We start from the raw sequence: 22,336 nt of genomic DNA, 5'->3' as shown, positions 1-22,336 counted from the left end.
GGCCCGACGGTACGGGGGCACCGCGGGCCGGACAAGTCCGACACGACCGCGCTCGGTCAGCCGTGCCGGGCGGCGACGGGTTCGGCGGCGTCGCTGCTCTTCACGACCTTGTGCGAGCCCGTCGCCAGCAGCGCGAGCAGCGCCAGCGACACACCGGACGCCATCACCAGCGCCATGGCCAACTCGTCGTTGCCGAGGATGCCGACCACCGGCGCGACGGCAGCGCCGGCCCCGAACTGCACCGCACCGAGCAGGGCGGCCGCGGTGCCCGCCGCGTCGGGGTGACGGGTCAATGCCACTGCCGGCGCGTTCGGAATCACCAGCCCCATCGCGCCCAAGATCGCCCACACCGGCACCACGAAGCCGACAAGCCCGCCGATACCGGTGGCCGCCAGCGCGACGAACACCAGACCCGACACCACCGCCGCCGCCAGCGCCCACACCATGATCTGCTGCGGGGCGAACCTGCGCAGCAACAGCACGTTGCACTGGGTGGTGCCGATGAGTGCCACCGCACCGGCACCGAACACCAGCGCGAACGCGGTCTGGCCGAGACCGAAACGGCCCTGCAGGACAAACGATGCGCCGGCGATGTAGGCGAACAGCCCGGACATACCCAACGCACCGACCAGCACCAGGATCACGAACCGGACGTCGCGCAACAATTCCAGGTAGGTCAGCGAGATGCCGCGCACCCGCAGCGGCCGGCGGTGATCGACGGGCAGCGTCTCGGGCAGCGCCAGCGCCGACATCAGCAGCAACGCCGCAGCCACCACGACCAGCGCGGCGAACACCCAGTGCCACGACCCGCGCGCCAGTACAGCCGCGCCCAGCGACGGCGCGAGCACCGGAGCCACCCCGAGCACCAGCATCAGTCGGGACATCACCGTGGCCGCCACCGAATCCGCATAAAGGTCGCCGACCACGGCGATGGCCACCACCATCCCGGCGGCCGCGCCCATGCCCTGCAGTCCTCGCGCGATGCCGAGCACCGTGATGTCGGTGGCGAACATGCACAGCAGCGAGGCCAGCATGTGCAGCACGATCCCGGCCATCAGCGGCTTGCGTCGCCCCAGGGAATCCGACAGCGGTCCGATGATCAGCTGTCCGAGGGCCAGTCCGGCCAACGTGCCGGTCAGGGTCAGCTGCACCACCGATGACGTGACCGCCAGATCATCGGCGATCTTGGGCAGCGCCGGCAGGTACATGTCGATGGTCAACGGCCCCAGTGCCACCAGCAGGCCCAGCACCACGATCATCCGGGTGCGTCCCGGCTGCTTCCCATCCACGTCACGAAATCCTGCCATGAAATTCGTTAGCGACGCTTCCCATTAATTTCTTCCCGAATCACCGCACAGTGACCGCGGTCACGCCGGGCACGTGCGCGGGCGCTCGTGCGTTGACCTCCCGGATCGCGCCACCCACTAACCTGTGGGTGAGCAGCCGTCCAGGTTGATACAGGAGGGGCCAGCGATGAGAGCCCGATCACGCGCCGCCGACGAGTCGCCGGCTGTCCAGAACTCGGATGCCGGGACGGCGGCGAAGGTGCTGTCGCGGATCATCGAGCGCGGGGCGCGGGTCCAGGGCCCCGCGGTCAAGGCCTACGTCGACCGGTTGCGCGCCGATCAGCCCACCGCCACTCCCGCCGACCTTGTCGCCGTCCTCGACAAGCGGTACATGGCCGCGGTGATGGCCAGCGGCGCCGCGGTCGGTTCGGCCGCGGCTTTCCCGGGCATCGGCACCTTGGTGGCGATGTCGGCGGTCGCCGGCGAGACGGTGGTGTTCCTGGAGGCCACCGCGCTGTACGTGCTGGCGATGGCGGAGGTGTACGGAATTCCCATCGACGAACGGGAGCGGCGCCGCGCGCTGGTGCTCGCCGTCCTGGTCGGCGAGGACAGCAAGCGCGCCGTCGCCGACCTGCTCGGGCCGCGCCGCACCAGCGGTGGCTGGTTGGCCGATGGGGCCGCCTCGTTGCCTCTGCCCGCACTGTCACAGATGAATTCGCGGCTGCTGCGGTACTTCGTCAAGCGCTACACGCTCAAACGCGGAGCCATCGCGTTCGGCAAGTTGATGCCGGTCGGGGTGGGCGCGGTGGTCGGCGGAGTCGGTAATCGCATGATGGGCAAGAAGATCGTCGCCAACGCCCACTCGGCGTTCGGGGAGCCGCCGGCGCGCTGGCCGTCGGCTCTGCATCTGGTGCCCGCCCAGCCGTGGTGAACGTGATCTCGCGGCGGTCGCCGTTGCGTGCTCCGGTATCCGACAGAAGCGCTAGCCTTTATACGGCGGACAAGCGGGGTACCCGCACACAGGGTTGAGATTGAGTTGATTGAGGTGGCCGGCTGCCACTGGCGGCGCTGGCCGGAAGCGAAGAATTGAGGCGAACAGCAGCCGTGAATTCACCTTCACCATTCGGTCAGAACGAGTGGTTGGTCGAAGAGATGTATCGCAAGTTCCGCGAGGATCCCTCTTCGGTGGACCCGAGTTGGCACGAGTTCCTCGTCGACTACAACCCGGAGCCCACCACCGGCGGTGCGACCACCGGCAACGGCAGGTCGTCGGCGCCCAGCGCACCCCCGGAACCCGCACCGGCGCCGCCGCCCAAGTCCTCGGGCAGCAACGGCAGCTCCGCGCAGGACGCGAAGAAGGCCACCGCTGAGCCAGCCAGGTCCGAGACGTCCGAGAAGGTCAAGGGCACCGCCGACAAGAAGCCGGCGGCGAAGACGTCCCCGCCGTCGAAATCGCCGGACAAGGCCCCGGAAAAGAGCGACAAGAGCGACAAGAAGCCTGCGGCGCAGACGAGCGCCGACTCCGACGCCGACGGTGACGAGACCACCGTGCTGCGCGGCGCCGCCGCGGCCGTGGTGAAGAACATGAACGCGTCGCGCGACGTGCCGACGGCCACCAGCGTGCGCGCCATCCCGGCCAAGGCGATGATCGACAACCGCATCGTCATCAACAACCACCTCAAGCGCACCCGCGGCGGCAAGATCTCGTTCACCCACCTGCTCGGCTACGCGATCGTGCAAGCGGTCAAGAAGTTCCCGAACATGAACCGGCACTACGCCGAGGTCGACGGCAAGCCGAACGCGGTCACCCCGGCCCACACCAACCTGGGCCTGGCCATCGATCTGCAGGGCAAGGACGGGAAGCGGTCGCTGGTCGTTGCGGCCATCAAGAAGTGCGAGACCATGCGCTTCGGACAGTTCATCGCCGCCTACGAGGACATCGTGCGGCGGGCGCGGGACGGCAAGCTGACCGCCGAAGATTTTGGCGGCGTGACGATTTCGCTGACCAACCCCGGCACCATCGGCACCGTGCACTCGGTGCCGCGACTGATGCAGGGCCAGGGCGCGATCATCGGCGCCGGAGCCATGGAGTACCCGGCGGAGTTCCAGGGCGCCAGCGAGGAGCGCATCGCCGAGCTCGGCGTCGGCAAGTTGATGACGCTGACGTCCACCTACGACCACCGCATCATCCAGGGCGCGGAGTCCGGCGACTTCCTGCGCACCATCCACCAGCTACTGCTCGACGACGAGTTCTACGACGAGATCTTCCGCGAGCTCGGGATCCCCTACGAACCGGTGCGCTGGCGGATCGACAACCCGGACTCCATCGAGGACAAGAACGCCCGCGTCATCGAGCTGATCGCGGCGTACCGCAACCGCGGTCACCTGATGGCCGACATCGACCCGCTGCGGCTGGACAACACCCGCTTCCGCAGCCACCCCGACCTCGACGTCAACACCCACGGCCTGACGCTGTGGGACCTCGACCGGGAATTCAAGGTCAACGGCTTCGCCGGGGCGCAGTACAAGAAGCTGCGCGACATCCTCGGCCTGCTGCGCGACGCGTACTGCCGGCACATCGGCGTGGAGTACACCCACATCCTCGAGCCCGAGCAGCAGCAATGGCTGCAGGACCGTGTTGAGATCAAGCACGAGAAGCCGACCGTCGCCCAGCAGAAGTACATCCTGAGCAAGCTGAACGCCGCCGAAGCCTTCGAGACCTTCTTGCAGACGAAATACGTTGGGCAGAAACGGTTCTCGCTGGAGGGCGCGGAGACGGTCATCCCGATGATGGATGCCGCGATCGACCAGTGCGCCGAGCACGCCCTCGACGAGGTCGTCATCGGGATGCCCCACCGCGGCCGCCTCAACGTACTGGCCAACATCGTCGGCAAGCCGTACAAGCAGATCTTCACCGAGTTCGAGGGCAACCTGAACCCGTCGCAGGCCCACGGTTCCGGCGACGTGAAGTACCACCTCGGCGCCAACGGCACCTACATCCAGATGTTCGGTGACAACGACATCTCGGTGTCGCTGGTGGCCAATCCCAGCCACCTGGAAGCGGTGGACCCGGTGCTGGAGGGCCTGGTGCGCGCCAAGCAGGACCTCATCGAGGACGGCGACACCGACGCCGAGGAGTCCGGCGACTTCCCGGTCGTGCCGATGATGCTGCACGGCGACGCGGCCTTCGCCGGTCAGGGTGTGGTGGCCGAGACGCTGAACCTGGCGCTGCTGCGCGGTTACCGCACCGGCGGCACCATCCACATCATCGTCAACAACCAGATCGGGTTCACCACGTCACCGACCGACTCGCGGTCCTCGGAGTACTGCACCGACGTCGCGAAGATGATCGGCGCGCCGATCTTCCACGTCAACGGCGACGACCCCGAGGCCTGCGTCTGGGTGGCCAAACTGGCCGTCGACTTCCGGCAGAAGTTCAAGAAGGACGTCGTCATCGACATGCTCTGCTACCGCAGGCGGGGCCACAACGAGGGCGACGACCCCTCGATGACCCAGCCGACGATGTACGACGTCATCGACACCAAACGCGGCGTCCGCAAGACCTACACCGAAGCGCTGATCGGCCGCGGCGACATCTCCATGAAGGAAGCCGAAGACGCGCTGCGCGACTACCAGGGGCAGCTCGAGAACGTCTTCAACGAGGTGCGCGAGCTGGAGAAGCACGCGATCGGGCCGAGCAGTTCGGTGGAGTCCGACCAGATGGTGCCGGCCGGCATGAAGACCGCGGTGGAGAAGGCGCTACTGCAGCGCATCGGCGATGCCCATCTGTCCTTCCCGGAGGACTTCAGCGTGCACCCGCGGGTCAAACCGGTGCTCGAGAAGCGCCGCGAGATGGCCTACGAGGGCAAGGTGGACTGGGCCTTCGCCGAGCTGCTGGCCCTGGGCTCGTTCCTGGCCGAGGGCCGCACCATCCGGCTGACCGGTCAGGACACCCGCCGCGGCACGTTCACCCAGCGGCACTCGGTGATCATCGACCGCAAGACCGGCGTCGAGTTCACACCGCTGCAGCTGCTCACCACCGACGCCGACGGCAACCCGACCGGCGGCAAGTTCATGGTGTACGACTCGGCGCTGTCGGAGTTCGCGGCGGTGGGCTTCGAGTACGGCTACTCGGTGGGCAACCCCGACGCGCTGGTGCTGTGGGAGGCCCAGTTCGGCGACTTCGTCAACGGGGCGCAGTCGATCATCGACGAGTTCATCAGCTCCGGCGAAGCCAAGTGGGGCCAGCTCTCCGACGTGGTTCTGCTCCTGCCGCACGGTCACGAGGGCCAGGGTCCCGACCACACCTCGGGCCGTATCGAGCGATTCCTGCAGCTGTGGGCCGAGGGTTCGATGACGATCGCGGTGCCCTCCACGCCGGCCAACTACTTCCACCTGCTGCGCCGGCATGGGCTCGACGGCATCCACCGGCCGTTGATCGTGTTCACGCCGAAATCGATGCTGCGCAACAAGGCCGCGGTCAGCGATCTGACGGAGTTCACCGAGAACAAGTTCCGCTCGGTGATCGAGGAGCCCACCTACACCGACGGCACCGGGGACCGGTCGAAGGTGTCGCGGGTGCTGCTGACCAGCGGCAAGCTGTACTACGAGCTGGCCGCGCGCAAGAAGAAGGACGAGCGCGACGACGTCGCGATCGTGCGACTCGAGCAGTTGGCCCCGCTGCCCAGACGCCGGTTGGCCGAAACCATCGACCGCTACCCCAACGCCGACGAGCGGTTCTGGGTGCAGGAGGAGCCGGCCAATCAGGGCGCGTGGCCGACGCTCGGGTTGACGCTGCCCGAAGTGCTGCCCGACCATTTCACCGGCATCAAGCGGATCTCCCGGCGGGCGATGTCGGCACCGTCGTCGGGCTCGTCGAAGGTGCACGCCGTCGAACAGCAGGAGATCATCGACGAGGCGTTCGCCTAGCCGGTGCCCGACCCGGCGGGTACTTGACCCTCACGCGGCGTAAGGCACCAGCCTGGTCGACGTGACGCAGGAGATGTGGGTGGACGAACTCACCGTGGGCGAAGTCGCGCAGCGATTCGGCATCACGGTCCGCACGTTGCACCACTACGACGCCATCGGGTTGCTGACCCCGAGCCGGCGGGCCGCTTCGGGGTACCGGGTGTACACGTCGGCCGATCTGACGCGGTTGTCTCAGGTCATCGTGTACCGCCGACTCGAGCTGTCTCTCGACGAGATCGCGCGCCTGCTCGACGAAGGCGACGAGGTCAGCCACCTGATGCGCCAGCGTGAACGCGTCATGTCCCGGATCGACGAGCTCACTGGTCTCGTCGAGGCAATCGATCAGGCATTGGAGAAAATCATGGCGAACACCCCCATGACCGACGACGACATGCGCGAACTGTTCGGCGACGACTTCGACGACTACCAGGCGGAGGCCGAGCAGAAGTTCGGCGAGACCGACGAGTGGAAGGAGTCGCAGCGCCGGGCGAAGACGTACGGCAAGGACGAGTGGGTCCGCATCAAGGCCGAGGGCGAAGCCGTGGAGAAGGCCCTCTCCGATGCGTTCCGCGCAGGGCTGCCGGCCGACTCGGACGAGGCGATGAACGCCGCAGAGCAGCACCGCCTGCACGTGAACCGCTGGTTTTACGATTGTCCGCCGGCTTTCCACCGCAATCTGGGTGACATGTACGTCAGCGACCCGAGGTACGTCGCCACCTACGACGAGTCATTCGGGCTGCCGGGTTTGGCCGCCTACTGCCGCGCGGCGATCCACGCCAACGCCGATCGGGCCGATCGGTGACGTCGGCGATCAGCCGAAGAACGAGAAAGGGCGGCCGTCGGTCAACGCGGTAACCGCGCGGGGGCAGAAGATCTGGATGGCCAGGCCGGTGAAGATCGTGGCCGGCCCGAGCGGTCGGCCCAGCGCGTCGGCCACCTCGGCGGCGACGTTGGCGGCGTTCTGGCCGGGCTCGACCAGCAGGGGGCACACCGACTGGCCCACCCGCACCGCGGCGGCGTCATCGACGATGTCGATGCCGGAGTCGCGCAGCGCGGCCAGGAACACGTCGGCTCCGGTGTCGGCCTGCGCAGGTGCCGCGGTGAGCACGGCGCCGGCCGTCATCGCCGAGGCGACCAGTCCCACCACCGCCAAGTACGTCAGGTTCATGCTGTGTCTGTCGTCCGCGGCCCTCCGTGCATTACGCCGGCGGCCAACGCGCCGCCCTGATTTACGCGGGACCGCAGGTAACGACTAACCTCGACACGAGTCGACCGTGAGCAAGGAGTGGATATGCAGGGCTTCGCCGGAAAGGTGGCCGTCGTGACCGGGGCCGGTTCAGGCATCGGTCAGGCGCTGGCGATAGAGCTGGGCCGCTCGGGCGCCCACGTGGCGATCAGCGACATCGACGCCGAAGGGCTGGCCGCGACCGAGGACCGGCTCAAGGCCATCGGGGCGCAGGTCAAGACCGACCGGCTCAACGTGACCGAGCGTGAGGCGTTCGAGGTGTACGCCGACGCGGTGGCCGAGCACTTCGGCAAGGTCAACCAGATCTACAACAACGCCGGCATCGCCTACGTGGGCGATGTCGAGGTGACCCCGTTCAAGGACATCGAACGCGTCATCGACGTCGACTTCTGGGGCGTGGTCAACGGCACCAAGGCGTTCCTGCCCCACCTCATCGCGTCCGGCGACGGCCACGTGATCAACGTGTCGAGTCTGTTCGGCATCTTCTCGGTGCCGGGCCAGGCCGCGTACAACTCGGCGAAGTTCGCGGTGCGCGGCTTCACCGAGTCGCTCTATCAGGAGATGGCGATCAGCGGCCAGCCCGTCGCGGTGACCAGCGTGCACCCCGGCGGCATCAAGACCGCCATCATGCGCAACTCGACCGCCGCCGACGGCGTCGACCGGGAGAATCTGACCACGTTCTTCGACAAGCGGCTGACGATGACGACGCCGGAGAAGGCCGCCAAGGAGATCCTCGACGGGGTCCGCAAGAAGAAGGCCCGCGTGCTCGTCGGCCCGGACGCCAAGGTGCTCGACTTCCTCGTCCGGCTGTCGGGCGCGAGGTACCAGACGCTGTTCTCCAGTGCGATCTCGCGGTTCCTGCCCCCGGTGCACTGACGCCACCCACCAGAACGAACGACTGACCAGGAGTGACTATGGAAGGCTTCGCCGGCAAAGTGGCCGTCGTGACGGGCGCCGGTTCGGGGATCGGGGCGGCGCTGGCCGTCGCACTCGGCCGCGCGGGCGCGTCGGTGGCGATCTGCGACGTCGACACCGAGGGGCTCGCTGCCACCGAGGCTCAGCTCAAAGCCCTTGGCGTCAACGTCAAATCCGACCGGCTGGACGTGACCGAACGCGCGGCGTTCGAGGCCTACGCCGACGAGGTCGTCAAGCACTTCGGCAAGGTCAACCAGATCTACAACAACGCCGGCATCGCCTACACCGGTGACATCGAGGTCACCGAGTTCAAAGATCTCGAGCGGGTCTTCGACGTCGACTACTGGGGCGTGGTCAACGGCTCCAAGATCTTCCTGCCGCACCTGATCGCGTCCGGGGACGGCCACATCGTCAACATCTCCAGTGTGTTCGGGTTGCTCGGCATGCCGGGCCAGGCGCCGTACTGCGCCGCGAAGTTCGCGGTCCGCGGGTTCACCGAGGCGCTCGCCCAGGAGATGGCGTTGACCGGTCACCCGGTCAAGGTGACCTGTGTGCACCCCGGCGGCATCAAGACCGCCATCGCCCGCAACGCCACCGCCGCCGAGGGACTGGACCCGAAGGAACTCGCCCACGAGTTCGACACGCAGATGGCCAGGACCACCCCGGACGAGGCCGCGCGCGTCATCCTCGAGGGCGTGCGCCGCAACAAGCGGCGCGTGCTGATCGGCAACGACGCGCGGGCGTTCGAAGCCGTCACCCGGATCACCGGATCGGGCATCCAGCGCATGCTGCCCAAGATCCTGGCCCGCGCCAACCACCGTCCGCGGCGGTGACGCGCTAGCTGCCCACCCCGAGCGGATGGGCCTGCAGCCATCCGTCGGCCACCAGGCCGGGATCGGTGCCCTCGGCGACCTGCCGCCGCATGTCGGCCAGCGACCCGGTGTCCAGCACGCCGGCGATCTCGTTGAGCGCGAGCACCTGGGTCTCGCTCAACTCGTTGCGCCGGTACAGCGGCACCAGGTTCTCGGCCCGGATCAGCGAGTGATCGTCGGCGAGCACCACCACGTCCGACGGGACCCCCGGAGCCGCCGTCGTGGTCCACGCGGCCTGCACCTGCGCGGACTCCAGTGCGGCGAACAGCGCTGAGGCCTCGCCGAAACGCGGCCCCCCGGGCACCCTGCAGGTACCGACCCGCGCCGGCGTGCGCACATCGGAGACGGCGCCGACGGTCACCTCCGCGCAGCGGCGCGCGAACGTCCGGAGATCACGCCCGGCCCAGGCGTCGGCAGTCTGCTCGGTGACCGCGATCGCCGGCTTGTCCTCCGCGGCGGTGGTGTAGTCGCCCGCGGCAATGCCTTCGGGCAGCGTCGACAACAACTTTCGGTACACCTGGGCGGCGGCGCGCACCGTCGCGGTGGGATCGAACCGTTCCAGCAGTTCGCCGGTGAAACCCGGTGCCACCGTCGCCTCCCCGGAATCCAACTGCTTCAACGGATCATCGGCGGTCTGCACGTGTGCGGGGTGGCCGTAATAGCGCAACGCCGCGACATACAGGTGTGCCACGAGCTGCGCTTCGGAATCCGCCGTGGCGGCCACCGGGATCGAGGGCGGGGGCGGCGCTCCGCCGCATCCAGCCAGCGCAACCGTCGCGATCAGCGCGGCGATCCACCGCCACGCTCGTCGCCGCCCCGCGATGCGGGTCAGCCGACCGGTTCCTGCGCTGCTGCGGCCACCGCCGCCGCGACCGCGGGACCCACCCTTGGGTCCAGCGCGGAGGGCACGATGTGGTCGACGGCCAGATCATCGCCGACGACGGAGAAAATCGCTTCCGCGGCAGCCACCTTCATCTTCTCGGTGATGCGGCGGGCATGCGCGTCGAGCGCACCCCGGAACACGCCGGGGAAGGCCAGGACGTTGTTGATCTGGTTCGGGAAGTCGCTGCGACCCGTGGCCACCACCGCGGCGTGCTTGCGCGCAGCATCGGGGTGGATCTCGGGGTCGGGATTCGACAGCGCGAACACGATGCCGTTGGGCGCCATCGTCGCGATGAGTTCCTCGGGCACCACTCCGGCCGACAGGCCGAGGAACATGTCGGCGCCGTCGAGCGCCTCGGCCAGACCGCCGGTGCGCCCACTCGGGTTGGTGCGCTCGGCCAATTCGGCCTTGAACGGGTTGAGGTCGGTGCGGTCGGCGCCGATGATGCCCTTGGAGTCGAGGACGGTGATGTCCTTGATGCCCTTGGCCAGCAGGATGTTGGTGCAGGCCACACCGGCCGCGCCGGCGCCCGAGACCACCACCCGAAGCGCGCTCATGTCGCGGTCGAGCACCGTGCACGCGCCGGTCAGCGCGGCGAGCACCACGATGGCGGTGCCGTGCTGGTCGTCGTGCATGACCGGGCAGTCCAGAGCTTCGATGACGCGGCGCTCGATCTCGAAGCAGCGCGGCGCGGAGATGTCCTCCAGGTTGACCGCACCGAACGTCGGGCGCAGCCGGATCAACGTCTCGACGATCTCGTCGGGGTCCTTGGTGTCCAGCACGATCGGGATGGAATCCAGCCCGGCGAAGGCTTTGAACAGCGCGCTCTTGCCCTCCATCACCGGCAGTGACGCGGCGGCCCCGATGTCGCCGAGACCAAGCACGGCACTGCCGTCGCTGACCACGGCCACCAGTCGGTGCGCCCACGTGTACTTGGCCGCCAGCGTGCGATCGGTGGCGATGGCCCGGCTGACCTGCGCGACCCCCGGGGTGTACGCGATCGACAGCGCACGCTGGGTGTCCAGCGGATACTTCAGCTCGACCGAGAGCTTGCCACCCTCGTGCGAGTCGAAGATCTCGCTGTCCTCGACGACAACCTGCGGGGTCCGCGTCGACGAGGACGACTCGGGCGAGGACACAGCTGCTTCTTCAACCACGGCCGTCAGGGTAGTCCACAGGGATTTCTCACAACGCTCGGTTCCCCCGCCGTGAGCCGGTACGGCGAGGTGAGACGCGTAGCATCCCGGTATATCCGGGCGGGAGGGAGAATCGATGCCGTCGTTTCGGACCCGATCGCGCGAGCACCGCGCCTCCGACGTCGGCGTGACCGACGCGGTGGTGGACTGCGGCGTCTACAGCGACGGCGCCCGGATACCGGGCCGCTACACCCACCGCGACGCGCTGGACAAGGTCCGCGAGATCGAGGCCGCCGGCCGCGACGCCTTCGTGTGGATCGGCTTGCACGAACCCGACGAACAGCAGATGCAGGCCGTCGCCGAGGTGTACTCGCTGCATCGGCTCGCCGTCGAGGATGCGGTGCACGCCCACCAGCGCCCCAAACTCGAACGCTACGACGACACGTTGTTCCTGGTGCTCAAGACGGTGACCTACGTCGAGCACGAATCCATGGCCAAGGCGCGCGAGATCGTCGAGACCGGCGAGATCATGATCTTCGTCGGACCCGACTTCGTCGTCACCGTGCGCCACGGGGACCACAGCGGCCTGGCCGGGGTGCGCAAACGCCTCGAGGCATCCCCGTCCACACTGGAGCTCGGCCCCTACTCCGTCATGCACGCGATCGCCGACAGCGTCGTCGACAGCTACCTCGACGTCACCGAGCTCATCGAGGGTGACATCGACGTGATGGAGGAGAACATCTTCTCGCCGCGTTCGCAGACCAACATCGAGAGCATCTACCTGCTCAAGCGGGAGGTCCTCGAGATGCGCCGGGCCGTCGGCCCGCTGGCCACCGACCTGCAGCGCATCGGCGCCGAGCACGCCGACCTGATCAACGTGGAGATCCGCCGCTACATGGGCGACGTGCTCGACCACACCATCAAGGCCGCCGACCGCATCGCCGGCTACGACGATCTGCTCAGCTCTCTGGTGCAGGCCGCGCTCGGCAAGGTCGCGCTGCAGCAGAACCTGGACATGCGCAAGATCTCGGCCTGGGTGGCCATCGCCGCGGTGCCGACCGCGATGGCGGGAATCTACGGGATGAACTTCGAGCACATGCCCGAGCTGGAATGGGCGTGGGGCTACCCCGCCGTGCTGGTGCTGATGGTGCTGGTCTGCGTGTCGCTGTACCGCACGTTCCGGCGCAACGACTGGTTGTGACGGGTCAGGCCGGACTCGCCGCTCTACGGTGGGGATCTGCCACGTCCACCCCGTCCTGCTCCCACGCCTCCCGCATCGCGTCGGCACCCTTGAGCCGCACCCACGCCGCCTCGGTCGGGGTGATCGGGACCGCGGCGAGCACTGCCACCGGTGACAGCGGATCGGGCAGCGCGACATCGTCGATATCGCTGCGCCCCAACAGGAAAGCGGTGAACGGCGCATCCTGCCAGACCGGGGTCTCCAGGTCGATCAGCGCGTCCGGCTCGAGAACCAGCCCCTCCACCGCCGGCGCGGCCGCGACGATCGCGACGGACCGCGCCAATCCCAGCGGCGACGGGCCGCGCAGCGTGACGACGATCTCGGCCCGCGGTCCACGGACCGGGTCGGTGACGAACTCGCCCGGATCCACCATCGGATGACGGCTGCATCCGAGCGAGACATAATGCGCCACAGTCGAACCGGGGTCGGCGAAGCGCAGGATGGCCATCCGCTCGGCCCCCAGGAAGGTGACGCTGGCTTCATCGGGCGCAGTGTCATCGCCCACGGCGAAATGCGCCCCCAGGTGAGCGCGGACCGCCTCCAGGATGTCTGCGGTCACGTCAGATGTGCAGCCGTGCCAACAGATCGCGGCCACGCTCGGCGTTCTGCGGGTCGCACAGCACGTCGTAGCGGCCGGCCACCAGCTGCAACGTCGAGCTGAAATCCCGGGTGCCCTTGGCCATCGCGTAGGGGACCGCCGAGGTGATCAGACCGAAGAAGACGCCCGCGATCAGCCCGGTGGCCAGCGCGCTCCACGGGCTCGGGCTGAAGAAGCCGAGGATCAGACCGATGAACAGGCCCAGCCACGCACCGGTCAACACGCCCCCGCCGAGCACCTTGGGCCAGCTCAACCGGCCGGTCACCCGCTCGACCTGCATCAGATCGACACCGACGATGGTGACCTGCTGCACCGGGAACTGCTGATCGGACAGGTAATCCACCGCGCGCTGCGCCTCGGCGTAGGTCGGGTACGACCCGATGGGCCATCCCTTCGGTGGAGTCGGCAGACCCGGCGCACGGCCCTGTCCGGACCCTGGGACGCCCGGCGCTGCGCCGCGGTTCTGCCCTGGCTGGAACGGGCTGGTCATGATCGGCACTCCTTCACGTACGCGTCCTGCATCGATTGCACTGCTTTTCCAACGACCCCGACACCGACATGGTGCCCGCAATCGGGCCCGCCTCGCGCCCCCGGTACCTACGCTAGGTTGATCAGCATGACAAGTCCGGACGACGACGCACGCCGAAACGACGCTTCCGAATCGTCCGCCGGCGGGTCCGAACCGCCACCGGCGGGCTACGAAGCGCCGTCGATCGAGCAGTCCGCGGCCACGCCGGACTACCCGCCCCCACCGGCCTACGGTGCACCCCCGGCCGACGGTGGATTCGCAACCCCGGGATACCCACCGCCGGGCGGGTACGGAGGTTCCGGGGAGTTCCCGCCCCCGGCGTACCCGCCGCCCCCGGCATATCCGCCGCCCTACGGCGACCAGGGACCCCCGACCTACCCCGATGCCGGCGGATACGCCGGCGGGTCCTATCCACCGCCACCGCCCTACGGCAGCGCCCCCGGCGGCTATCCGCCCTCGATGGGCTATTCGGGTACGGACTGGAGCTACGGTCCGCCGCCACCGGAAGGCACGAATCCGCTGGCGATCGGGTCGCTGGTGGCGTCGATCGTCGGTGTGTGCTGCGGCATCGGCTCGATCATCGGCATCGTGCTGGGAATCGTCGCGCTCAACCAGATCAAGCAGACCCGGCAGGCCGGGCACGGCATCGCCGTCGCCGGGATCGCCGTCGGCGCGGTGACGCTGGTGTTGTCGGTGGTGGTGAGCCTGTCGATGCTGGCCGCCGGGGGCTGACCGCCCCGATCGGGCCGGCGGGGTCTACTCGGGCGGTGTGAACCGCTCGCCAGTGCGCTGCATTCCGGCGGCGCGGCCTTTGGAGGCGACCACCAGCGCCATCTTGCGGCTGGCCTCGTCGATCATCTCGTCGCCGAGCATCGCGGCACCACGCGCGCCGCCCGCGCGCGAGGTGTGCCACTCATAGGCTTCCAGGATGAGCTCGGCGCGGTCGTAGGCCTCTTGGCGCGGGCTGAATATCTCGTTGCCCGCGGCGATCTGGTCGGGATGCAGCACCCATTTGCCGTCATAGCCCAGCGCAGCCGACCGTCCGGCCACGCGCCGGAACCCGTCGACATCGCGCACTTTGACGTAGGGCCCGTCGATCGCGGCGATGCCGTTGGCCCGAGCGGCGATCAAGATGCGCATCCACACGTGGTGGTAGGCGTCGCCGAGGTCATACCCCTCAGGCTGCTCGCCCACCTCCAACGTGCGCATGTTCAGGCTGGCCGCCAGATCCCCCGGCCCCAACACCAGCGCCTGCACCCGCGGGCCGGCCGCGATCGCGTCGACGGCGGTCAGGCCCCGGGCGTCCTCGATCTGTGCCTCGATCCCGATCCGGCCGGCCGGCAGACCGTGGGTGGCTTCCAGTTGGGTCAGCAACAGATCCAGCGCCTGCACGTGGGAGACGTCGGTGACCTTGGGCAGAATCACCACGTCGAGGTGGGCGCCCGCGCGTGCCACCACGTCGATCACGTCGGCGTGGGTCCACGGCGTGGTCCAGTCGTTGACCCGCACACCGCGCAGCTGCCCCGCCCAGCCAGGCTCGGCCAGCGCACCCGCAACGGCAACGCGCGCTTGGCTTTTCGCGTCCGGCGCCACGGCGTCCTCGAGGTCGAGAAACACCTGGTCGGCGGCCAGGTCCTTGGCCTTCTGGATCATCTTCATGCTGCTACCCGGCACGGACAGGCACGTCCGACGGGGTCGATACCGGTTATCCACGTCCATACTCTCTACCCTTTACAACCATGGCGTCGGTCAACAGGGTCTATGCAGCCCGCCTCGCGGGCATGGTGGTGCTGGGCCCTGACGGGGAGTCCATCGGCCGGGTGCGCGATGTCGTCATCGGGATCAGTGTCATCCGCCAACAGCCCCGGGTGCTCGGGCTGGTCATCGAATTGCTCAGCCGGAGAAGAATTTTCGTTCCCATCCTGCGGGTCACGGCGATCGAACCCGGCGCGGTGACCCTGTCGACCGGCAACGTCTCGCTGCGCCGCTTCTCGCAGCGACCCGGCGAGGTGCTGGTGCTCGGGCAGGTGCTCGAGACCCGGGTGCGGGTGGACGACCCCGATCTGGAGCAGCTGGCCGGAGTCGACGTCATCGTGGTGGATCTGGCCATCGAGCAGACCCGGACCCGGGACTGGATGGTCACCAAGGTCGCGGTCCGCCAGCAGCGCCGACTGGGCCGGCGCAGCAACGTCTACACCGTCGAATGGAACCATGTCCAGGGCTTGACCCCGTCCGGGCTGGCGATGCCCGACCAGGGGGTCGCCCAGTTGCTCGAGCAGTTCGAGGGGCAACGGCCCATCGAGGTGGCCGACGCGATCCGCGAGTTGCCCGCCAAACGGCGCTACGAGGTGGTCAACGCTCTCGACGACGAACGCCTGGCCGACGTCTTGCAGGAACTGCCCGAAGAGGACAGCATCACCGTGCTGCGGCAACTGTCGACGCAGCGCGCCGCCGAGGTGCTCGAGGCGATGGATCCCGACGACGCCGCCGACCTGCTGGGCACCATGACACCCGCCGACGCGGAGCAGTGGCTGCGCCGGATGGATCCGGAGGACTCCGAGGATGTGCGGCGCCTGCTCGCCCACTCCCCCAACACCGCGGGCGGGCTGATGACCTCCGAGCCGGTGGTGCTGGCACCAGACAACACCGTGGCCGAAGCCCTCGCGCGGGTGCGCGACCCCGACCTCAGCCCGGCGGTGGCGTCCCTGGTGTTCGTGGCACGCCCCCCCACCGCGACCCCGACCGGCCGCTACCTGGGATGCGTACACCTGCAGCGACTGCTGCGCGAGCCCCCGGCCGAACTGGTCAGCGGCATCCTCGACACCGACCTGCCCAGCCTGCGCCCCCAGGACTCGCTCGGCGCGCTCGCCCGCTACTTCGCCGCCTACAACCTGGTGTGCGGTCCCGTCGTCGACGAGGAGAACCATCTGCTGGGCGCGGTGTCGGTCGACGACGTCCTCGACCACCTGCTGCCCGACGACTGGCGCGAACGCGAGGCGGAAACGGTCATCGTCACCGGCCAGGGAACCCCATGAGTGACGCCTCGGCCCGGCGCCGCCTCGACACCCCGAGGACCTCGCGGTACCTGACCCCCCGGCTGAACGTGGAAGCGGTCGGCCGCGTCAGCGAGGCCATCGCCCGCTTCCTGGGCACCGGCCGCTACCTGGCCGGCCAGACCGTCGTGGTCATCGTGTGGATCCTGCTCAACATCGGCGCGTTCGCCTGGCAGTGGGACCCCTACCCGTTCATCCTGCTCAACCTCGCGTTCTCGACGCAGGCCGCCTACGCGGCACCCTTGATCCTGCTGGCCCAGAACCGGCAGGAGAACCGCGACCGCGTCGCCCTCGAGGAGGACCGCCGGCGCGCCCAGCAGACCAAGGCCGACACCGAGTATCTGGCCCGCGAACTGGCGGCCCTGCGCCTGGCCGTCGGCGAAGTCGCCACCCGCGACTACCTCCGGCGTGAACTCGACGAGATCCGCGACCTGCTGGCCGAACTGCGTCCCGTCGACGGCACAGGCGACGACGGGACGAGCAAACCGGACCCCGGCGACCGCCGGACCCGAAAAACTGACTGAGACCGTGCGGCGATTGCTGTTACACAGCTGATGCCGAATAGGTATGGTGACGGGGTTCACAAGCGACGACGGCTAGGACGGTTGAGTGCACATACGGGCGGGATCGACCCTCGGAGCAGCGAGGAGTCGAGCTGGGCGAATAGTGCGGAACCCGGCCGTCGGCGTCGCCGCGGTCCTGACTCCGCTGCTGCTGGCCGGCGCCGTCGGCGCATCCGCTCCGACCACCGTCGCGGCCCGCGACGCGGGGGTACTCCCGCTGGCCGCGGTCGCGCAGCCCAAGAAAGACCTCTCCGGCCCCGCCGTCGTGGCCGTCGCCAAGCCGCCCGCCCCGATGCGTGTCGCGGCGTCCAGCGCGACGGCGCCGCCGCCGGCGGCGGTCGTCAACGCACCCGGCACCCTGCGCATCCCGTCGACCGCCCTGGCCGCCTACCGCAACGCCGAAGCGATGATGGCCACCGCGTACCCGAACTGCGGCGTCAGCTGGAACCTGCTGGCCGGTATCGGCCGCATCGAGTCGATGCACGCCTACGGCGGAGCCACCGACGCCCGCGGCACCGCGGTGCGGCCGATCTACGGACCGGCGTTGGACGGCTCGCTGCCCGGCAACGAGATCATCGTGCAGAGCCGTACCGCCGACCGGGTCACCTACGCGCGGGCGATGGGCCCGATGCAGTTCCTGCCGGGCACGTGGTCGCGCTACGCCTCCGACGGTGACGGCGACGGCAAGGCCGACGTGCAGAACGTCTTCGACGCGTCGCTGGCCGCCGCCCGCTATCTGTGCAGCGGAAACGTCAACCTGCGCAACCAGTCCGACGTCATCGCGGCGATCCTGCGCTACAACAACTCGATGGCCTACACCCGCAACGTGCTGGCCTGGGCGGCGGCGTACGCCACCGGCGTCGTGCCCGTCGACCTGCCGCCGATCACCGGCAGCGTGCCCGAACTCGAACTCGACACCGCGACAATGGTCGCCGGTCACCTGAGCCGCCAGGAGGGCCTCGGGCCGGGGCTGCCCCGTAACGCCACCGGCCTGCCCGCCGACGATCCGCTCTCGCTCATCCCGCTGATGACCCGCACCGACGCGGCCAGCCAGATCAGCACCAACGTGCCCGGCTTCGTACCGGGTCAGTCGCTGGGTCCGCTGCCCGGACCGGCACCCGCGCCGCAGGCCACGCCGCCCGTCGCGCCGACGCCGCCCGCCTGGGTGCCGCCGTGGGTGCAGACCCCCGCCCAGCCTGAATGCGCCGTGTTCTGCATCAAGGACATGCCGGCTCCGGCCGCGACGCCCGCGCCTGCCCTCGGACCGGCGCCCGCCCTCGGACCGGTACCCGCCATCGCGCCGGTGCCCGGGGTGCCCGCGGGCCCGCCGGCGCCGGGGCCCGCACCCGGTCCGCAGCCCGCGGCACCGCCGGCGGGGATGCCGCCCGCGCTGGGACCTGCTCCCGGCCCGATGGGCTGAGCGCCCGCATTCGATTCACCGCGGTCATGAGGCCTAGACTCGCCGGTGATGTCTGCAACCCCGAGTGACCTGGAATCGGCGGTCCGCGCCGCGCTGAGCAAGGTGATCGACCCCGAACTGCGGCGGCCGATCACCGAGATCGGCATGGTCAAGAACGTCACCGCCGGGCCCGACGGCTCCGTGCACGTCGAGATCTACTTGACCACCGCGGCGTGCCCGAAGAAGACCGAGATCTCCGACCAGGTCAGCCGTGCCGTCAGCGACGTACCGGGTACCGGTTCGGTCAAGGTCAGTCTCGACGTGATGAACGACGAACAGCGCGCCGAGTTGCGTCGCCAGCTGCGCGGCGACTCCCGCGAGCCCGTCATCCCCTTCGCCCAGCCCGGATCGCTGACCCGGGTGTACGCGGTCGCCAGCGGCAAGGGCGGGGTCGGCAAGTCCAGCATCACGGTCAACCTGGCCGCCGCGATGGCGGCGCGCGGCCTGTCCGTTGGCGTGGTCGACGCCGACATCTACGGACATTCCGTGCCGCGCATGATGGGCACCGAAGACCGCCCGGTCCAGGTCGATTCGATGATCGTGCCGCCGGTGGCCCACGACGTCCGGGTGATCTCGATCGCGATGTTCACCCAGGGCAACACCCCGGTGGTGTGGCGCGGCCCGATGCTGCACCGGGCGCTGCAGCAGTTCCTCGCCGACGTGTACTGGGGTGATCTGGATGTGCTGCTGCTGGACTTGCCGCCGGGCACCGGCGACATCGCGATCTCGGTGGCGCAGTTGATTCCGGGTGCGGAGATCCTCGTCGTCACCACACCCCAGATGGCCGCCGCCGAGGTCGCCGAGCGCGCCGGCGCCATCGCGCTCCAGACCCGCCAGCGCATCGCGGGCGTGGTCGAGAACATGGTCGACGGTCCGGTGCTGAAGATGTTCGGCGAGGGCGGGGGCCGCAAGGTCTCCGAGAACCTGTCCCGCGCGGTCGGCGCCGACGTGCCGCTGCTGGGTCAGGTGCCGCTGGATCCCGACCTGGTCTCCGCCGGCGACTCCGGGGTGCCGCTGGTGCTCAGCGCCCCGGATTCGCTTGCAGGCGCCGAGTTGCGCAAGATCGCCGACGCACTGGCCGGCCGCAAGCGTGGCCTGGCCGGGATGTCGCTGGGGCTCGACCCCGCCGGTCGCTGAGCCCGTCCGGCACGGGGCCGCACCACGCGGCGGCCACCCGGCCGCGTCGTGACTAGGTGGCGTCGGTGTCGAACGGTACAGGCCCACTCGGAGCGGGCGGCGCCGATGCTGACGTCACGGGGGGCGCCGGCGTCGGACCGGGTCCGGACTGTGGCTTCTGAGGCGTTTGGGGCGTGTCGAACCGGCCGGTGAAGATCGAGTCGTCGCCGTCGAGCAGGTGCTTGGTCAGCGCGGCGCGCGGCGTCATCCCGCGCAACTTCTGCAGCTCCGACAGCGGCTCCCGCAGGTCCTCGAACTCGGGGCCGAGGTCCTGCCGCAGCTGGCTGGTCGCCCCGGTGATGTAATCGCGGGCCTGCCGGAGCGCATTCGCAGTCCAGCGGATCGCCCCGGGCAGCCGCTCGGGACCGAGGATGACCAGCCCGGCGACCACCAGGAGCAGCATCTCGCCCCAGCCGACGTTGGCGAACACGACTAGGTGCTGTTGTCGGGGTTCGGGGTCACGGTGAGCGTCACCCGCCGGCCGTCACGGACCACCTCGATGGGGGCCGGCTCGCCGATCTTGAGCTGGCGGACGGCCACGACGAATTCATCGGCGTCGGCGACCTCGCGGTCACCGACCTTGACCACCACGTCGTTCTCCAGGATCCCAGCCCGCTCGGCAGGCCCGCCGGCGGCGACGTTGGCGATCTGCGCGCCGTTGGCCACGTCGTTGCTGACCGAACGCGCCGTCAGACCCAGAGTCGGATGGGCGATCTTGCCCTGCTCGATCAGCGTCTCCACGACCTGCTTGACCTCATTGACCGGGATGGCGAACCCGAGGCCGCTGGCGCTGTCGGACAGCGACTTGCCTGCGGTGTTGATGCCGATCACCTCGGCGTTCATGTTGATCAGCGGACCGCCGGAGTTGCCGTGGTTGATCGAGGCGTCGGTCTGCACACCGTCGATCACCGTGTCGGTGTCGGTGCCGTCGCCGGACAGCGGGATCGGACGGTTCAGCGCGCTGATGATGCCGGCGGTGACGGTGCTGCGCAGCCCGAGCGGAGCGCCGGCGGCGATGACCTCTTCACCGACGATCAGCTTGTCCGAGTCCCCCAACCGCGCGACGGTGAGGTTGTCGACGTTGTCGACCTTGAGCACCGCCAGGTCGGTCTTGGGATCGCGGCCGACCAGGTTGGCGGGAACTTCCTTGCCGTCGTTGAACACCACGGCCATCTTGAACTTGCTCGGGTTGGTGGCGGCCTCGGAGATCACGTGGTTGTTGGTGACGATGTAACCACGCTCGTCGACGACGACACCGGAACCCTGTGCACCTTCGGTGTCGCTCTTGGCTTCGATGGTGACGACCGAATCGGCTACCGCGGCGGCGACTTTCGCGAGCTGCCCTTCGGGCCGCTGGCCGCTGTCACTGGTCTCGAGGGTGACCTTCGACGTGGTGAACGCCTCGGTCACCTCGGCGGTCTTGCGGCCCACCCATCCACCGGCGAGCCCGAGTACCAGGGCGACGATGCCGAGCACGGCCAGCGCCACGTAGGACACGCGGCCGCCGAAGAGCACGTCGCGCACACCGAGTTTCCCGACAGGAGCAGCGGCTGTGGTGGGCGCCGTGGGCGCCATCGCCGGCGTGCCGAGTCCCACCGGGGCGCCGGGATTACGCCACGGGTCATCGACGTCGTCGGCACCGGCGTCCTTCTCGGCGTCCATCGCGCCCGCGTCGGTCGGATGGCGCTGCAGCGACTCCACACCCGGCGCGGGCCGGCCGAACGCCTCGGCCAGTACGGGGTCGGGAGCCTGGTCGGTGGGGGTGTACTCACCCTGATTGCGATGCTTGTCGGCGCCGAGGAACGAGCCGCGTACGCCGTCCGGCCTTCCGAACGCGCGCGTGGCTGCCGGATCCACGGGCGGACGTGACACGGGGCGCGGTTCGAGGCGTTCCCGACCGGTCTGGTCCAGATTGGTCACCCGTTCATCACCCTACTGTTCAGGGCGTCAGCAAGCGCCGACGCACGTCGATGGTCGACCCGCATCCACCCTACCGACGCTTGCGGCGGTCGCGCTGCGCGCCGTCGGCAAGCTGCGCCGGGTCCACCGGTCCGGCCTCCGGTGGGATGTCGTGCGGGATCTGGGACAACAGGCCCAGCAGTGAGCTCGGCATCGCCACCGGGCAGGAGTCCCGCAGGACTTCCCGGGCCTGACGTTGGGCGTCGACCTCCAGGGCGCACTCGGGGCACATCGACAGGTGTTGCGCGGCACGCAGATGAGCGGTCATCCGCAGCTCCCCGTCGACGTAGGCCGCGATCGCCTCGACCGAGAGGTGCTCGGTCGAGCCGAATTGACGCGGTCCCACCGGCGAGTCGCTCTGCGAGGCGAACGGCGAGGGCAGCCAGGAGAAGGCGCGCCGGAACGCGTGTCCACGCTCGAACACCACCCGACTCCTCTCGACGGCCATCTCGA

At 69.1% G+C, this 22,336-nt stretch carries 21 protein-coding genes; 11 read left to right on the top strand and 10 right to left on the bottom strand.

The window, feature by feature from the left end; genetic code table 11:
* Window positions 1-56: 56 nt before the first annotated feature.
* Window positions 57-1,307 carry a multidrug effflux MFS transporter gene (locus G6N31_RS01160; protein ID WP_098006293.1) on the bottom strand — a complete coding sequence of 417 codons (1,251 nt, stop codon included), beginning with the start codon at window positions 1,305-1,307 and terminating at the stop codon, window positions 57-59.
* Window positions 1,308-1,473: 166 nt separating this feature from the next.
* Here G6N31_RS01160 and G6N31_RS01155 point away from each other — a divergent pair, with 166 nt between their 5' ends.
* From G6N31_RS01155 to G6N31_RS01145, 3 genes are all read left to right on the top strand, one after another.
* Window positions 1,474-2,217 (top strand): hypothetical protein, encoded by a 744-nt coding sequence (locus G6N31_RS01155; RefSeq protein ID WP_098006291.1) that lies wholly within the window; start codon window positions 1,474-1,476, stop codon window positions 2,215-2,217.
* A 221-nt stretch (window positions 2,218-2,438) separates the two neighbouring features.
* Window positions 2,439-6,215, top strand: coding sequence for a multifunctional oxoglutarate decarboxylase/oxoglutarate dehydrogenase thiamine pyrophosphate-binding subunit/dihydrolipoyllysine-residue succinyltransferase subunit (locus tag G6N31_RS01150; protein WP_234815483.1), 3,777 nt, complete (start codon window positions 2,439-2,441; stop codon window positions 6,213-6,215).
* A gap of 79 nt (window positions 6,216-6,294) precedes the next feature.
* Window positions 6,295-7,056, top strand: a complete 762-nt coding sequence (locus tag G6N31_RS01145; RefSeq protein ID WP_098006306.1) for a MerR family transcriptional regulator — start codon at window positions 6,295-6,297, stop codon at window positions 7,054-7,056.
* 9 nt (window positions 7,057-7,065) lie between these two features.
* Here G6N31_RS01145 and G6N31_RS01140 read toward each other — a convergent pair whose 3' ends face one another.
* Complete coding sequence (locus G6N31_RS01140; RefSeq protein WP_098006287.1) at window positions 7,066-7,422, bottom strand: DUF732 domain-containing protein; 357 nt, start codon at window positions 7,420-7,422, stop codon at window positions 7,066-7,068.
* A 123-nt stretch (window positions 7,423-7,545) separates the two neighbouring features.
* Here G6N31_RS01140 and G6N31_RS01135 point away from each other — a divergent pair, with 123 nt between their 5' ends.
* Window positions 7,546-8,376, top strand: coding sequence for an SDR family NAD(P)-dependent oxidoreductase (locus G6N31_RS01135; RefSeq protein WP_098006285.1), 831 nt, complete (start codon window positions 7,546-7,548; stop codon window positions 8,374-8,376).
* A 38-nt stretch (window positions 8,377-8,414) separates the two neighbouring features.
* Window positions 8,415-9,248, top strand: coding sequence for an SDR family NAD(P)-dependent oxidoreductase (locus tag G6N31_RS01130; protein ID WP_098006283.1), 834 nt, complete (start codon window positions 8,415-8,417; stop codon window positions 9,246-9,248).
* A 4-nt stretch (window positions 9,249-9,252) separates the two neighbouring features.
* On the opposite strand, the gene G6N31_RS01125 is transcribed toward G6N31_RS01130, so the two are convergent.
* The gene (locus tag G6N31_RS01125) at window positions 9,253-10,110 is read right to left on the bottom strand and encodes a glycine betaine ABC transporter substrate-binding protein (protein ID WP_420091346.1); all 858 of its coding nucleotides are present in this window, start codon (window positions 10,108-10,110) and stop codon (window positions 9,253-9,255) included.
* 5 nt (window positions 10,111-10,115) lie between these two features.
* The gene (locus tag G6N31_RS01120; protein WP_234815482.1) at window positions 10,116-11,327 is read right to left on the bottom strand and encodes an NAD(P)-dependent malic enzyme; all 1,212 of its coding nucleotides are present in this window, start codon (window positions 11,325-11,327) and stop codon (window positions 10,116-10,118) included.
* Between the two features lie 115 nt (window positions 11,328-11,442).
* Here G6N31_RS01120 and corA point away from each other — a divergent pair, with 115 nt between their 5' ends.
* Complete coding sequence (gene corA, locus G6N31_RS01115; RefSeq protein ID WP_098006275.1) at window positions 11,443-12,507, top strand: magnesium/cobalt transporter CorA; 1,065 nt, start codon at window positions 11,443-11,445, stop codon at window positions 12,505-12,507.
* A gap of 4 nt (window positions 12,508-12,511) precedes the next feature.
* Here corA and G6N31_RS01110 read toward each other — a convergent pair whose 3' ends face one another.
* Window positions 12,512-13,105 carry a suppressor of fused domain protein gene (locus G6N31_RS01110; protein WP_098006273.1) on the bottom strand — a complete coding sequence of 198 codons (594 nt, stop codon included), beginning with the start codon at window positions 13,103-13,105 and terminating at the stop codon, window positions 12,512-12,514.
* Between the two features lies 1 nt (window position 13,106).
* A complete protein-coding gene (locus G6N31_RS01105) occupies window positions 13,107-13,634 on the bottom strand; it encodes a YflT domain-containing protein (protein WP_098006304.1) in 528 nt (175 codons plus the stop codon).
* Window positions 13,635-13,760: 126 nt separating this feature from the next.
* Between G6N31_RS01105 and G6N31_RS01100 the strand changes: the two genes are divergently transcribed.
* Window positions 13,761-14,405 (top strand): DUF4190 domain-containing protein, encoded by a 645-nt coding sequence (locus tag G6N31_RS01100; RefSeq protein WP_163721984.1) that lies wholly within the window; start codon window positions 13,761-13,763, stop codon window positions 14,403-14,405.
* 24 nt (window positions 14,406-14,429) lie between these two features.
* Here the strand turns inward: G6N31_RS01100 and G6N31_RS01095 are convergent, their stop codons facing one another.
* Window positions 14,430-15,386, bottom strand: coding sequence for an HpcH/HpaI aldolase/citrate lyase family protein (locus G6N31_RS01095; protein ID WP_098003963.1), 957 nt, complete (start codon window positions 15,384-15,386; stop codon window positions 14,430-14,432).
* A gap of 26 nt (window positions 15,387-15,412) precedes the next feature.
* Here G6N31_RS01095 and G6N31_RS01090 point away from each other — a divergent pair, with 26 nt between their 5' ends.
* From G6N31_RS01090 to G6N31_RS01075, 4 genes are all read left to right on the top strand, one after another.
* Window positions 15,413-16,708 carry a magnesium transporter MgtE N-terminal domain-containing protein gene (locus G6N31_RS01090; RefSeq protein WP_098003872.1) on the top strand — a complete coding sequence of 432 codons (1,296 nt, stop codon included), beginning with the start codon at window positions 15,413-15,415 and terminating at the stop codon, window positions 16,706-16,708.
* A complete protein-coding gene (locus G6N31_RS01085) occupies window positions 16,705-17,250 on the top strand; it encodes a DUF1003 domain-containing protein (RefSeq protein WP_098003873.1) in 546 nt (181 codons plus the stop codon). The genes G6N31_RS01090 and G6N31_RS01085 overlap by 4 nt, the downstream gene beginning before the upstream one ends.
* An 85-nt stretch (window positions 17,251-17,335) precedes the next feature.
* Entirely contained in the window at window positions 17,336-18,709 is a 1,374-nt protein-coding gene (locus G6N31_RS01080) for a lytic transglycosylase domain-containing protein (protein WP_098003874.1), read from the top strand.
* A gap of 48 nt (window positions 18,710-18,757) precedes the next feature.
* Window positions 18,758-19,885: an Mrp/NBP35 family ATP-binding protein gene (locus tag G6N31_RS01075; RefSeq protein ID WP_098003875.1), complete on the top strand. Its 1,128-nt coding sequence runs from the start codon at window positions 18,758-18,760 to the stop codon at window positions 19,883-19,885.
* A gap of 52 nt (window positions 19,886-19,937) precedes the next feature.
* On the opposite strand, the gene tatB is transcribed toward G6N31_RS01075, so the two are convergent.
* From tatB to rseA, 3 genes are all read right to left on the bottom strand, one after another.
* Window positions 19,938-20,354, bottom strand: a complete 417-nt coding sequence (gene tatB / locus G6N31_RS01070) for a Sec-independent protein translocase protein TatB (RefSeq protein WP_098003876.1) — start codon at window positions 20,352-20,354, stop codon at window positions 19,938-19,940.
* Window positions 20,355-20,356: 2 nt separating this feature from the next.
* Window positions 20,357-21,844, bottom strand: a complete 1,488-nt coding sequence (gene htrA, locus G6N31_RS01065; RefSeq protein WP_098003877.1) for a serine protease HtrA — start codon at window positions 21,842-21,844, stop codon at window positions 20,357-20,359.
* A 70-nt stretch (window positions 21,845-21,914) separates the two neighbouring features.
* Window positions 21,915-22,331: an anti-sigma E factor RseA gene (gene rseA, locus G6N31_RS01060; RefSeq protein WP_163721983.1), complete on the bottom strand. Its 417-nt coding sequence runs from the start codon at window positions 22,329-22,331 to the stop codon at window positions 21,915-21,917.
* Window positions 22,332-22,336 lie beyond the last annotated feature (5 nt).

The sequence above is a fragment of the Mycolicibacterium duvalii genome (assembly GCF_010726645.1).
GTDB lineage: Bacteria > Actinomycetota > Actinomycetes > Mycobacteriales > Mycobacteriaceae > Mycobacterium > Mycobacterium duvalii.
This window is presented reverse-complemented; position numbering and strand designations above follow the sequence as displayed.